Genomic DNA, 13,665 nt, shown 5'->3' with positions numbered 1-13,665 from the left:
CAGGCCGCGGACCGGAAGAGGGCTCACTTATTCCAAAGATGCCTAGATTTTATTGTAACAGTGTTCAATGGCCTTAATTTCTTCAGCTGCTGCTTCACTCTGCTCATTCATGGCGGTATTAAACCAGGCTGCTAAAATTTCTTTCGCCAAATCTTGAGTGAGAAGACGGTTGGACAAAGTTAACACATTAGCTCGATTCCATAATCGCGCTCCTGCTGCCGTTTGCGCATCCGTACAAAGTGCTGCTCTAATTCCTGGCACTTTGTTGGCAGCAATGGAAGCGCCAGTGCCCGTCCAACAGAAAAAAATACCTTCCTCGCAGTCTCCCCGCCGAATGGACTCGGCGGCTGCTTGTGTGGCTTGTGTCCATGATTCATTCTGATGCGATTTTATGGCACCAAATTGCATGACCTCATGCCCCATGCGCTGCAACTCCTGGACAACAAACTCGTTGACTGGATAAAATTCATCACTGCAGACAGCTATTTTCATGGATCTACTCTCACGGGAAGTGTGTCGATAAAGGGTAGCGTAACACAGCAAAAGAGAGCATGACTATAATTAGGATTTACTCATCTGCTGATTAAGCTTAATAAAGTCGGAAGTTAAAAGACTTTGTTGATACTGCCAGTAAGTCTATCAAAAATATGTTTGGGCAAAAATAACCAATAACGACCTTCATTCTTCATGTTTTCACCCAGAAAACTCGCCTTTTTGCCAGCCCCCCAATAGACGTCACCGCGCACTAATCCACGGATGGCACCGCCTGTGTCTTGGGCAATCATCAAACGGTGAAATCGCTTGAGCTTATTATCTTGGATATGAGGTTTTTTGGTGCTCAACCATAAGGGTGATCCAAGAGGGATCCATCTTTTATCAATAGCTAATGAATAACCAGGAGTTAATGCAATATCATGCGCACCAATCGCAGCGGGTTTTTTAAGATTTTCAAAGAAGACAAACGATTTATTTTGCTGCAAAAACGAATCCATTTTCGAAGGATGGTGGCTAAAATAGCGTTGTATTGCTTGCTTAGATGCAGTATGTTTCGTCATGACGCCCCTTTTAATCAGGAGGCTGCTAATAGAGGTGTAATGAGCTCCATTCTCTCCGGCGTACCCTAAATATAATTTCTTACCGCTGGTAAGCTTTATTACCCCTGACCCTTCAGTTTCAAGGAATAATCGATCCACAGGACTGTGAATCCAAGCGATAACAGGTGCTTTCTTTTGAAGTATCCCTTTGTCAATTGAGCGACGGTTGTAAGAGCTCCATTTTAAATGCGTTGGTAATCCATAAATGGGCGTATTGTATTTTTTCGTCCGAGTTAAATTACCTTTTACTAACGGCATATAGTAGCCAGTAAACAAACCCTTAACGGGCTTGTGTTTTACTAACTCTAAGGGATAAAACCATTTTTCAAAAAATGCTTTTGCATTCTCTTCCGAAATGTTGCTTATGGTCAAAGCTTGGTTACAAGCAGGAAGCCAGTCTTGTGCTTTAAGTTTGATAAGCTGAGAGCCAACAGGACGAGAAGGTTTCGTTTTTAAAAAAACCTTACATGAACGCTGGAATGCGATTAAGGACTGTTTGACGCCCGATTCATTCCAGCCAGGCAATTGCTCGAAAGGTACTTTTTTTAACGTGATATTTTTAATGGTTACTTTTTTAGTTGCATTGCTGTTGTTAGATTCTTTTTTTATGGGCGTTTTAGCTTTAGCCAACCCTTTTGGGGGTGTTTTAACTTGTGCTTTCATGAGGTGTGCAGACGCATTGGCAGCCAAGAGAACCTTCGCTGAACCTTCTTTAGCGGCTTTTTCTTTGAATGTGGCAACGGTAGTCGAAACGATTTGCGTCAATTCGGCTTTATTCGCTTTTGGTAGAGTCTCAACTGAACTCTTTTTTGCGACTTCAGTTTGTCCCATTTCTTTCCTTGCATCGCTTATCGGTTTCTGAACCTTTTTAAGGTGCGGAAGCCCAAAAAAACTGAAGGCAAGGCAAGCTAGGCCAGTTATTATATAAATTATTATTCGCTTCATAACCGGGGAAAATTGTACATAGGTTTAAATTTAATTCAACCTGTTTTTCGAATGACGCCAGTTTTCCGCGGTTTGGTTAAAAAAATGAATGAAGGAAAAAACTTAATTAACAATAGGTTACTTTGCGGGATAAAAGGGTTAAAAAAGACTCGTACTTGTTTACAAGCCATGTCTTATTTTAAGGCTTTTTGATTGTTTTTTGTTATTTCAGCCATAATGCAATGCAGGGTTGGGCCTTGACTCAACCTGCATTTATTGCTTCAGTACCTTGTGAATCTTACTTACCATTTTTCTGAAAAGGGGCGGGCTTCTACCTCAAAAGACCAGGCGGAAGAGGGTTGTTGGGTGAGCCAAAAGGCAGTATGGGCTACATCATCGGGTTTAACAAAAAAGGAATCGGGTTTATCCGGCATGTATTCACGGGCTCTAGGGAGATCAACGACCCCATCAATAATGATTAGAGCAACATGAATCCCCTGAGGCCATAGGTATTTTGCCATCGATTCAGCAAGATTGCGTTGTGCTGCTTTCGCAGGAGCGAAGGCTGCAGTGGTAATGCCACCTCGTCTTGAGGCGGTCGCACCAATAATAATAATGTTGCCCTGCCCTCTTTGTTTCATCTCAGGAATGACAGCTTGGCTAACGGCAAATAAGCCGAAGGCATTAATACGCCAATTCATTTCGAAAGCCTCAGGAGTAATTTCTTCAATGTTCCCCCAAACCCCAGAACCGGCGTTATAAATAACCACTGCAATTTCGCCTAATTCGTTACTAATTTGCTTAAAGACATGTTGAACCGACTGTATATCGCTCACGTCACACGCATACGCTTGTGCGTGGCCCAGTTCCTGAGCGAGATCCGCAGTAAAGTCCTTCTTGCGCGCTAATAATGCAACTTGATAGCCTTCTTTGACAAAACGCGAGGCAAAAGCTGCCCCATTACCTGGACCAACCCCTACTACGACACATACTGGCTTTTTCATATCTTACTCCCTAATGTGAGGCCATGGATAAAAAAACGTGGCTTCGTGCTTGTTATAATACAGGTTTATAATGCGAGAATTGGGTATGGCTTGAAAAGGCTCAAGGACCGATGAATCGACTTGGCCTTGAAATTTTATTGTAAAAATTAGATGTTTTGCTTTGTCTGAAGTAATCCATTTCATAATAAGATTGTAAGCTCGTGCTGGATAACAAATGACATCAGATAAAACCCAATCATAGGATTGATCCAACTTAACGGGGTCTATTGCAAAAGCGCTTTGTTGCAGGCAACTGACGCGGGGAAGTTTCGCTATTTTTTCATCCAGGGGGGCTTTATCCACTGCAGTGACTGTTGCTCCTAAGGTTTGAGCCACATAAGTCCAGCCACCCGGTGATGCACCTAGATCCAGCACCGTTTCCCCGGTTGTAGGCCATTTTTCTAGAAGGGTGAAGGCTTCCCACAATTTTAAATAAGCGCGATTAGGAGGATTTATTTTATCTTCGATAAAATGACAAATCCCATCTGGCCATTTTTTCCAGCGGTTTACACTGTATACGAGTGTATTGTGATCCAAAAGGCTGAAACAGCCTATCGAAGGGAGTGCTTCGTTAACCGGAAAAGGTCGTTCAAGTGAAGGGCATGATCGTAGTTGGTCTTGAATTAAACGCGAGCGTCTTATTTGAGCAATAGGGTGCATGTACCAGAATTTCCCTGCCTGCCGCAAAATCTTAGCGGCGGCTGAAATCGACTGAAAAGTAACAATTTGGGGATCGAACCAGATATCTTGAGCGAAACAAGCGTCAATTTTTTTAGACGGGCAAAAAACAAGGTCGTCAATGACTTTAGAACCCTGTCCTAGCTCTTGGCATAAATTCGATAGAAACTCAGGTTTTACAACATAAACGGCAGCGATTTTTTCTTGCATGGGTCATCTCATAGGGTTAAATCAAAGTGACTTTTCTCATAAATTCTGTTATGTAAATCGATAGCTGTGTATTCATAGGAACCGGGCAAGTGACTCACTATAAAACCATTAAATCTTACGCTTTTCCAATTCTCCTGATTTCCTCTATTGCATTGGGTGGCTTTGCAGGTTATCTATTAGGGCCCAATGCGCGTCATTTAAAATTCCTTGGTGAAATTTTTCTTAATATATTGTTCACGGCCATTGTTCCATTAATTTTTTTCTCGGTGTCTTCGGCAATTGCTCGTACTGATTCATTAGGTAAATTAGGTAAGATTATGGGCTACATGGCTCTGGTTTTCTTGTTCACTGGAGTTGTGGCAGCGGTTTACGCACTGTTCGTTGTAAAATTTTTCCCTCCAGCACAAGGTGTTTATTTACAGCTCGCTCAAACCGAAAGCCCGTCGCCACCCACTTTGTCTAGCCAGATTGTAGCAATTTTCTCTGTTCCTGACTTCATTCATTTACTATCACACAAAAATATGTTGGCTTTGATTGTATTTTCACTACTCGTTGGGGTTGCCACAGCTAATGCAAACGAAACAGGGAAAAAATTCGCTGTTTTCTTGCAAGCAGGAGAAGCGGTTTTTTTGCGTGTTTTTTCTTTAATTATGTATTACGCGCCGATTGGTTTTTTTGCTTATTTTGCGGTTTTAGTGAGTGAGCTAGGTCCGCAATTAATAGAAACTTACCTTCGCATTGCGGCTATTTATTACCTTTCTGCGATTGTTTATTTTATTTTCGCGTTCACTGTATACGCGTATCTGGCAGATAAAACACAAGGAGTAAAATTATTTTGGAAAAATGTATTTTTACCCATGGTCACTTCTATCGCCACTTGCAGCAGCGCTGCAAGTATCCCTGCTAATTTGTTAGCCACTAAAAAAATGCGTGTTCCTCCTGCCGTGTGTGAAACCGTCGTTCCACTTGGCGCTATGATTCATAAAGACGGCTCAGTCATTGGGGGTATCTTTAAGATAGCGTTCTTATTCGGTATTTTTCATTTGGATTTCAGCGGGACGTTTGTCTTATTTGCAGCACTCGGTGTGTCTTTGCTTGTGGGTACGGTAATGGGGGCCATTCCTAGTGGCGGTATGCTGGGTGAATTGTTGATTTTAACCGTTTACGGTTTCCCTCCTTCCGTTTTAATTGCAATTGCTGCAATCAGTATCATTATCGATCCTTTAGCAACCCTGTTGAATGTGACTGGTGATTGTGTCGCGAGTATGATGATTGCACGCTTAACCGAAGGAAAGCACTGGAAGGTTGTTAAAGAAAGAGAGACTCTCTAATTTTAAGGGATGGAAATTCGTTGGTTAGGATTAATGTTAGCTTGTCGATTGGCATAAAAACGAAAAGTACTCACTGAGCCAGTAACAGCAAATAATATGGGTACAAGAAAATTAAAATTGATTCCTGTGAATTCCGCTGTAAGCACAATCGCAGTAATGGGCATTTTCTGTGCTGCGCCAAGAAACGCCGCAGCTCCAACCACAGCAAAAGCCCCTGCATGCGTGCCTGGCCAAGCGATAGACCATACGCCGCCAAGTGCAATTGCTAATAATACCCCATTGGCCAGGGAAGGGGTGAGCAATCCACCTTGTGCACCCACTTGCAAGGAACTCCAAACGATGAGTACTCTAAGGATGAGTAATCGGATGGCTAGATCAACGCCTAAATCATCGGTAAAACCAAGTTGAATAGGACCTTTTCCATTGCCTAAAAGTTGTGGGAAATAAACGGACAAAAGACCTATTACAATAAAATTAAGGATACATAAAATTAAAACCCGCCAATTGCGTGGGGCTGATTGTCGTGCTGCAGTCGTAATCTGATGAAAACGAAAAGCGGCAACACCAAAAATAGGGCCCACAAGGATTGACCATAAGATTAAAGAGGCGCTAAGCGGATAATTAGGGATATGGTATTGGGGGGCATTGCCTAAACCAATCCAAGAAACAGCAGTTGCAATTGAACAGGTGCAAAGCGCTGGGATGACTGCTGACCAACTGAGAGTACAAAGTAAGATTTCTAAGATAAAAACTACCCCGCCAAGTGGCACATTATACACTGCAGCTAATCCTGCCCCTGAACCGCAAGCCACCATGATTTGAGAATCCTTGGTGCTTAAACCTGTTTTTGCACAAAGCCAACAGGCAAAAGCAGAGCCAACTTCACGTGGCGCGACTTCACGTCCTAAAGGAGAGCCTAATGCAACCGTAATGATCTGGAGTAAGGCATTGAGAATGGTCGTACCAATAGGCATGTGCGGCTTATCGGATTTAATTGCATTAGCGATGCTGATTAATGGTTTACCATAGCGATAAATCGCCCACCACCCGAAGCCTGCAAGAAAACCACAGAAAGTCAGTACAAAAATTCGTCTCTGTATAGACGATGCACTAACTCCTTGCAGAAAATTTTCAGGATGGGCTAAAGTGTGGCTGTAACCGTATGCAACATGCTGAATGTGGTGCAGCAATAACGCTAAAAACATTCCTGCCAAACCCGAGACAATGCCTATAGCGATAGTAACAAAAATGAGAACAGTTAAAGTAGGTTCAGATTTTGATTTTAGTCGGTTTAATTGTTCCACAGCTAATCTTCTACTCCATGGAGATTAGTATTGTAGCCATCTTACCATCATGCAATTGAATTTGGTTTTGCGCAAGTGACAATTCCAATATTCCAACCATTAATAATGTTTGATACACACATCAAATGATTTAAAAAGCTAAACTAAGTAAATTTAGGTAATAATGAGATGCAAAAGTAAATATTCACGAAGCTACAACAAATTTGCCCATAGAAGAAGCAGGGCAAGGCGAGCCTTTCATTATTGCGAAAGCAGGTAAACTCCTTGTAAAAATGTTGGCAATTTCAGCCCCTACAGGTAAGAGAATTCGCCGGTGGGACTTTTACGACTTAATTTTCTTAATTCAGGGAATTAAGTTAAGCCATCTTTGGAGGTAAATTCGTTTCTTGTTTTTCCTCAGAAGGCTCTTTTGTGTCGTGCAAAACGGGATCAGGAAAGAAAAAAGTGAGCGACAAGAGGATAAGTAAAGCAACTAAAATCCAGCCCATTAGAAAAAAGCAATCATCCAGAGCCAAAGCGGTGGCTTGCCTCTCTAAGTAAACATCCAATTGGGCTAAAGCCTGTTTGCCTTGAATATTAAAAAATTTTGCGCGCTCGAAAAATTGATTAGTTAATTGAGAGAAAGCCGTTAAATTGCTCCCCAAACGCTCGTGATAAAACACTTGCCTGCGATGCCATAAGATCAGGAACAAGGAAACCCCTAAGCCACTTCCCAGCAGTCTTGATACATGGAAAAAACAGAGCGCCTCAGGCAATTTTTCTGGAGGGGGTGTTTGCGTGGATAAACGAAAAAGTGGCGCTAAGAATAAAGCAAGCCCGACTCCAGCTAAAATTCGAGAAAACGCAATGCGGTCAAAATTAATGTCCACATTGAAGTAAGTGGTATAAAAGCTAGAAATTGCAAAAAATACTAAGGACACTGTTAAGGGTAAGCGAGGATCATAGCGCAGGCGACTGAAAGCGATTGGAATCCAGGCGCCTAATGCCATGGTCCCAATAATGAGAGCAATCCAATTAGGCGTGTAATTGACATAGAGCTTTAGCCATAGTCCCAATAAAATGACCATTCCGAAATAAATGGCGAAAAGTAGAGACACATTTAACATCGCAAGCGAAAAATATAAATGCTTAAGCAATCGAAGATCAAGAATGGGAAAGGGGGATGACAAACTGTGTAGAATAAAAAAAACCAGGCTTATGCTTCCTGCTATCAGTAAAAAGGTAATGAGAGAGGAGCGAAACCAGTCCAGTTCCTGGCTGATGGTTAAAGCAGTGCCAATAAAAATAATACTGATGGAATAGAAGAAATAACCCATTGCATCAAAATGTACTTTATCTGCGGGTCGATGGTGTTTTCTATAGGCATAGCTAACCGAAATAATTAAAAAAAGGCATAGAGGAATATTGGAAAGGAAAAGAATGCGCCAATTATGATAATAAGCTATCCAACCCCCATAAGAAGCGGCAAGTACAGGTGCTAGAGTAAAACTGATCAATAAAAGCGATAAGATAAGGGATTTATCTTTTTCAGAGGCCAGGCGGGGAATAAGGGTGTAAGGAATAAGAATAAAGAGTGGTCCTGAAGCAACTCCTTCTAAAAAACGAAATAAGATGAACTCAAAATAATTGGTGGACATTGCACAGCACCAAGAGAAAATACACATTAACGTTAAGCATAAAAGGAAAAGAGGAATTGCTCTTAATCCGGTGGATGAGGGTTTCCCCAGGGGTACTCCTAATATATTTCCTATGCAGAAAAAACTGACTGCATAGGAAGTAAGGTAAGAGCTGCCTCCTAAGTCGCTCACAATATAAAGCCCTGCCATAATGGGCAAGGTAAGATTAAAAACCACAGCGGCAAGCGCTAGAATAAGCACATAGAGAATCATTTTTTGACTTTCCTATTGCAAGTTTGCTTTGCAGTTTTTCCATTTTTAAATATGCTATGAGCCGAGGCTTGTTTTTTCATGGATGCTTTTTTATAAGTGCTGTCTTCAATGGTTTTTTTTAGATCGCTATGGGTTTCTTCGAGAAGTTTTCCTTGGATGGCAATGTCGCTAAGTGTAAGAGGCGTCCTGGCGTATTTTTTTAAATTAGGATCCAAATTGCTGTTGATAATATTGGCGATAAGTTCTTTATTCCCTTGCTCTTCGAATTGGAAAATATCAGTGGAATAATGCGGTGAATTTAAGAAAGTCGTCGGTACGAGTGGTCCGTTTTGATTGCTAAGATCCGCCGTCACTTCAAGAGAGAGACCTATGCGCAAGGGATGTTTTTTGAGTTCCTCACGATTTAGGGCTACTCGTACAGGCAAGCGCTGTACGATTTTGATCCAGTTCCCAGAGAGGTTTTCGGGGGGGAGTAATGAAAAAGCATTCCCCGCGCCCCCAGGTAAACCGACAATTTTCCCGTGAAAGACCACATCGCGACCATACAAATCCGAAGTAAATCGGACTCTTTGGCCGATACGCATTTTTTTCAGTTGTGTTTCTTTAAAATTGGCATTGACCCAAATTTGATCCAGTGGAATGATTGACATCAGCGGTTCATTAGGTGAAATCCACATGCCTACTTGGATTGTACGTTGAGCGACAAGGCCTTCAACGGGAGCGTAAATTTTACAACGATAAAGTTGCACCCAAGTGTCGCGTACTTCTTGCGCTGCAGCTTGTACCCAGGGGTGTTCAGCAATGGAAGTCCCTTGGACAAATGCAAGCATTTTCTGATAATTGCTTTTAGTGCTTTTTAATGAAGCTTTGCTCGCCCTTAAATCATCCACAGCATGTTGATAATCTTCCAAAGATACTCCTCTGGCGCCAATCACATCATAGCGGTGTTTAAAATTTTGCTGGGCTTTTAAAAGCTCCGCTTCTTTCACTTCAATTTCTGCTGCGAGAATAAAAACATCGTGAAAAGCTTGGCATACATCGCGCACTGTTTGAGCAAGTTTCTTTTTTGCTTTTTCAAGAGCAATTAAAGAGTCAGTTTCATTGAGGGCAACGATGAGTTGTCCTTTTTTGACGAGATAGCTGTCATCAGTGTAGACAGCGGTCACAAACCCTTTACGCAAAGATTTTATATAGACTTGGTTGCCTTGCACATAAGCATCATTAGTATAGGCTTGAAATCGCCAAATAAAAAACCAATATAAAAAAAAGATGGTGAATAAACAGAGGACTAGGATTGCGAATACAAAGGATGCTGATTTTTTTTTCATGTCTTCTTCGCCAATGGAACCTCAGTTTGACAGTAGCCACCTCCCAAGGCTTTAATCAATTTTACTGCCGCTAAATATTGGTTATATAGCAAGGTAATATTGACAAGTTTTCTTTCAATCACTTCTTCCTTGATGCTATAGAGCTCGAAGTCACTGTCGAGGCCTTTTTGCTGTCGCAAATAAGTTAAGTTATAACGCTGCTCGGCATAATTAACAATCTTTACTTGCTCTTTTTTCTGCTCATACACATCCTGAGCAAACGCTAACACATCGAGTACTTCTTGTGTGCTCCTTAGCAGTAAATTATTGTAGGCATAGATGGCTGCATCGAATTCTGCTTTCGTTGCTCGAACATTAGCGGCAATCGCCCCAGCGGTGAAAATGGGTAAATGAACCGCAGGTATGATACCTGCCTTACCACTAGAGATGTCTAAAAACTTTCTCCATTTAGTGCTTTCTAAACCGATAAAGCCAGCGATATTAAAATCTGGATAGAATTCAGCCATAGCGGCGCTTGTTCGATAAGCCAAGGCTTTAGCCCGCCAAATTTGAGCCATTAAATCGGGTCTTCGGGCAATAAGGTCAATGGATAATGTTTTAGGAAGAATCAGCGCATGAGGCAACTTCGGAAGTGGAGAACTCGTTGGTAAGGGCGTATTAGGATTGCGCCCAGCCAAGATATTAAGGAGGTGCTTATTGGTCATTAGCTCATTGTTGATGCTAGAAAGCAATTGCTTTGCTTCAAACAGACTTTCATTGGCTGAAAAGGTAGGTAAACTCGAAGCGAGCCCTTTGACAGAAACAAAATTTTGTAATTGCGCCAGATGATAACGGACATTAACTAATTGCTCATAAAGTTGCTTTCTTAGCAAATTGGTTTTGTAAGCCACATAAATTTGGGTAATGGCTGTGGTAGTAATTAAGGCTACTTGAGCCGCTTCCGCTTCGGTGGCAAGTGCTTCACCAATTGCTGCGTGAAAAAGATTGCGATTTTTGCCCCAAAAATCGAATTCATAAGTAAAGGATAAAGTTAAGTCGATAAGGGTTGCGTTGCGGGCGAGTTTATGATTGAAGGCACGATATAAACCATTTTTACTTAGGTATTGACGCGTCAAGCTCGCATCAAAAAACACCAGCGGGAAGAGAAGGGATCGAGTCACGATCGCCTCTTCTTTGGCTGCAGTAATACGACTTCTGATTTCTTGAAGAGAAGGATTATTGGCTAACGCTTCTTCGATTAACTGATTTAACTCCGGCGAATGGAAGATTCGCCACCATCTTTTGTCTGGCCAATTGCCCTGCGAGAAGAGTTTTGTCTCCGCTAAAATCTTATTAATAGCCGGGTCCATATTAGGTGTGGCTCGTAAATGCTTAAGCTGAGCTTGCGGAGATAAAGCGATATTACAAGATATTAATAAGCCTATGCTTAAGCAAACAAATATCTTAATAATCAACCGCATAAGCCAATTCCTTGATTGTTAAAACTAAAAAACGTTTTCAAATATTCCCTTAAGTCGACGTTGATCATTATTTAAAACGGAATAATTCTGGTCATTGCGAACGAAGTGAAGCAACCCTTTGTCATATCCTATGCCGGGTTGTCGCTGACACTCGAAATGACGGATTTATGACCAATATTAAAATGGTAAAGCCGACATCAACATACTATAAGAGTAGGTCAGGAAATTACAACAAGTTAATGGTGATTATTCTACTTGGAGAAAAGAGAGACTAAAAGGATTTTTAATTAATAATTAAGGGGTTATGCCTGGAAAAGTAACTGCTCAATAAGTCCTGGAAAAAACTCTACATGCTGCTTGTCCAAAGAATCCAGGAAGTCTCGCTCTGTGTCTTGAGCTCTTACATCCTGCGGATAAGCCGCAGGATGTAAGAGAAGAATATTTACTATTGAGACCTTACTAAAAAAAGAAAGCAAGATGACGAATAAATCGTCATTCCAAAATTATTCATCAATTTTTACATCGATTTTCTTTTGCGTAGCCGCTTTTTTCTTAGGAATAGAGATTTCTAATACCCCATGCTTATATTTTGCGCTAATTTTGGTGTCATCAGCCGTTTCGGGTAAGCTAAAACGGCGATAAAACTGGCCCTGAGAGCGTTCAATGCGCGTATAGTCTTCCTTTTTTTCTGTTTTTTCAAAGCTGCGTGAACCGTGGAGTGTTAGAATATTATTCTCCAATGAAATGTTCATGTCTTCTTTTTTAACCCCAGGAATATCAGCGACTACCAAGAATCGATCTTTCTCTTCTTTAATATCCACTGCCGGTGCCCATGTTCCAGTATCGACAAAAGAAGAATCGTCCAATTGCCCCCTGAAAAAATTCTCCAATAATTTCCCAAAATCCTTCTGCATCGGAAAGTATTCGCGTTTTAATAATGAACTCATTGCATCCTCCTTAAATTTAAATGATTTAGATATCTATAAAATGGTGCCATTGCCTATAAATTTCAAGTTAAATTGTCAAAATAAGAAGTTTAAGAGTTGATTAATTGGTGTTGTAAAACGTTAAATTGCTTCGTGCTTAGCCAAAATACGGCTGAGTAGATCAATCAGGAAACACAAAGGAATTGTTATTCTTCTCAATGTTGATAAGTCATTGGAAATAATGCTTAGCAACTGGATCTAAAGAAATTCTCGTATTTGTTCTAAAATGAGATAAATACTTATTGATCATTATTGAGAGTGAAAAGAGCCAAGGAATAAAGATGACAAACAAATATTCTTGGGTATTTTTTATTGCATTAAGCTGCTTAAGCGTAAGTGGTTTTGCTGCAAGCTTAACCCTTGAGAGTCCAGCATTTAATGGGAATACATCGATACCTCGACAATACACTTGTGATGGTGCAGACATTTCACCTCCTCTCTTTTGGCAGTCTCCTCCCGTGAATACAAAATCTTTCGTTTTAATCGTTGATGATCCAGATGCTCCCAGTGGGGATTGGGTTCATTGGGTCCTTTTTAATATTCCAGCGGATACCTGGTTACTTTCTGAAGCGGCTGAAAATCCGGTGGGTGCTGTGACCGGACAAAACAGTTGGGGGCAAGCCAGCTATCGAGGGCCTTGCCCCCCAAGTGGTACTCATCATTATTTTTTCAGACTCTATGCTTTAGACACAGTCCTCAACCTGGGTGCAACAGCGGATAAGTATGACGTATTAAAAGCAATGCAAAGTCACATCCTTGAACTCAGTGAATTAATTGGAATTTATTCAAGAGAGTGAGTTTCTGCGCGTTTTAACCCATTCGCTTCATTAGGTTCTCCTGCGCTATTTCCCGATCACGTTTTTCAATCGCATTTTTGAAAAAAGTGATGACTTCTCTATTTCCAACTTTGCTCATTTCGTTCCTGCCACCAAAACCACTAAAACATTTTAAATAGTCATCCTTGGGTATCACTGACTTTTGGGATTTTAACCCCTTCTGAGCCTTTATTATCAGTGTCTTAACTAAAATAGTATTATTCAACAACTCATCATGACTTTCATTGGTTTCCTGATATTGCCCAATTAATTTTCTAATTCCCTCACTATCTTCGACTTTGGGTGAACCTTTAAACCAAGTAATAAGCCCACGGATTGGTGTGCGTAAAATTGATAAAGGCCATGCTAAAATTTGAGTTGCACCTCGAACAGCCATTGTGCTTACTGCTACAAAAGAGAGACCGGCTGCTTTCAGTGCATCAACTGCAGTACGGGGTGTGAATGGAAGTGCCAGAGCACCGCCTAAAAACAAAAGTGGTGAAACAAGTAGAAGCATAGGGCCAGTAGCTAATATGGGCAATTCCATAAACAGGCCGCATGACTAAATCACGTGATACATGGGATGAGCTCTTGTATGGCTTA

12 protein-coding genes are annotated in these 13,665 nt (G+C 41.2%); 2 read left to right on the top strand and 10 right to left on the bottom strand.

What is annotated here, in order from left to right:
• Positions 1 to 42 precede the first annotated feature (42 nt).
• From B5D33_RS13625 to B5D33_RS13610, 4 genes are all read right to left on the bottom strand, one after another.
• The gene (locus tag B5D33_RS13625) at positions 43 to 492 is read right to left on the bottom strand and encodes an RpiB/LacA/LacB family sugar-phosphate isomerase (protein ID WP_058450866.1); all 450 of its coding nucleotides are present in this window, start codon (positions 490 to 492) and stop codon (positions 43 to 45) included.
• A gap of 113 nt (positions 493 to 605) precedes the next feature.
• Positions 606 to 1,925, bottom strand: coding sequence for a murein transglycosylase A (gene mltA / locus B5D33_RS13620; protein WP_078767470.1), 1,320 nt, complete (start codon positions 1,923 to 1,925; stop codon positions 606 to 608).
• Between the two features lie 395 nt (positions 1,926 to 2,320).
• On the bottom strand, positions 2,321 to 3,022 hold the full coding sequence (locus tag B5D33_RS13615; protein WP_058450865.1) for an SDR family NAD(P)-dependent oxidoreductase: 702 nt from the start codon (positions 3,020 to 3,022) through the stop codon (positions 2,321 to 2,323).
• A gap of 3 nt (positions 3,023 to 3,025) precedes the next feature.
• Positions 3,026 to 3,949 (bottom strand): SAM-dependent methyltransferase, encoded by a 924-nt coding sequence (locus B5D33_RS13610; RefSeq protein ID WP_058450864.1) that lies wholly within the window; start codon positions 3,947 to 3,949, stop codon positions 3,026 to 3,028.
• A gap of 89 nt (positions 3,950 to 4,038) precedes the next feature.
• On the opposite strand from B5D33_RS13610, the gene B5D33_RS13605 reads away from it, so the two are divergent.
• On the top strand, positions 4,039 to 5,280 hold the full coding sequence (locus tag B5D33_RS13605) for a dicarboxylate/amino acid:cation symporter (protein WP_058450863.1): 1,242 nt from the start codon (positions 4,039 to 4,041) through the stop codon (positions 5,278 to 5,280).
• Positions 5,281 to 5,282: 2 nt separating this feature from the next.
• Here B5D33_RS13605 and B5D33_RS13600 read toward each other — a convergent pair whose 3' ends face one another.
• The 5 genes from B5D33_RS13600 to B5D33_RS13580 all read right to left on the bottom strand — a co-directional run bounded on the left by B5D33_RS13600 (position 5,283) and on the right by B5D33_RS13580 (position 12,208).
• Positions 5,283 to 6,584, bottom strand: coding sequence for a chloride channel protein (locus B5D33_RS13600; RefSeq protein WP_174223983.1), 1,302 nt, complete (start codon positions 6,582 to 6,584; stop codon positions 5,283 to 5,285).
• Between the two features lie 356 nt (positions 6,585 to 6,940).
• Positions 6,941 to 8,473: an MFS transporter gene (locus B5D33_RS13595; RefSeq protein ID WP_058450862.1), complete on the bottom strand. Its 1,533-nt coding sequence runs from the start codon at positions 8,471 to 8,473 to the stop codon at positions 6,941 to 6,943.
• A complete protein-coding gene (locus B5D33_RS13590; RefSeq protein ID WP_078767469.1) occupies positions 8,470 to 9,801 on the bottom strand; it encodes an HlyD/EmrA/EmrK family protein in 1,332 nt (443 codons plus the stop codon). Before B5D33_RS13590 ends, B5D33_RS13595 begins: the two co-directional genes overlap by 4 nt.
• Positions 9,798 to 11,261 carry an efflux transporter outer membrane subunit gene (locus B5D33_RS13585; RefSeq protein WP_058450861.1) on the bottom strand — a complete coding sequence of 488 codons (1,464 nt, stop codon included), beginning with the start codon at positions 11,259 to 11,261 and terminating at the stop codon, positions 9,798 to 9,800. Before B5D33_RS13585 ends, B5D33_RS13590 begins: the two co-directional genes overlap by 4 nt.
• 503 nt (positions 11,262 to 11,764) lie before the next feature.
• Entirely contained in the window at positions 11,765 to 12,208 is a 444-nt protein-coding gene (locus B5D33_RS13580; protein ID WP_058450860.1) for an Hsp20/alpha crystallin family protein, read from the bottom strand.
• 320 nt (positions 12,209 to 12,528) lie between these two features.
• Between B5D33_RS13580 and B5D33_RS13575 the strand changes: the two genes are divergently transcribed.
• Complete coding sequence (locus B5D33_RS13575; RefSeq protein ID WP_065239960.1) at positions 12,529 to 13,044, top strand: YbhB/YbcL family Raf kinase inhibitor-like protein; 516 nt, start codon at positions 12,529 to 12,531, stop codon at positions 13,042 to 13,044.
• Between the two features lie 13 nt (positions 13,045 to 13,057).
• Here B5D33_RS13575 and B5D33_RS13570 read toward each other — a convergent pair whose 3' ends face one another.
• Positions 13,058 to 13,609 carry a hypothetical protein gene (locus B5D33_RS13570; protein WP_058450859.1) on the bottom strand — a complete coding sequence of 184 codons (552 nt, stop codon included), beginning with the start codon at positions 13,607 to 13,609 and terminating at the stop codon, positions 13,058 to 13,060.
• Between the last annotated feature and the right edge of the window lie 56 nt (positions 13,610 to 13,665).

The sequence above is a fragment of the Legionella maceachernii genome, from assembly GCF_900167045.1.
Classification (GTDB): Bacteria; Pseudomonadota; Gammaproteobacteria; order Legionellales; family Legionellaceae; genus Tatlockia; species Tatlockia maceachernii.
Note: the sequence above shows the minus strand (reverse complement) of the source record. Positions and strands in the feature narration are given on the sequence as shown.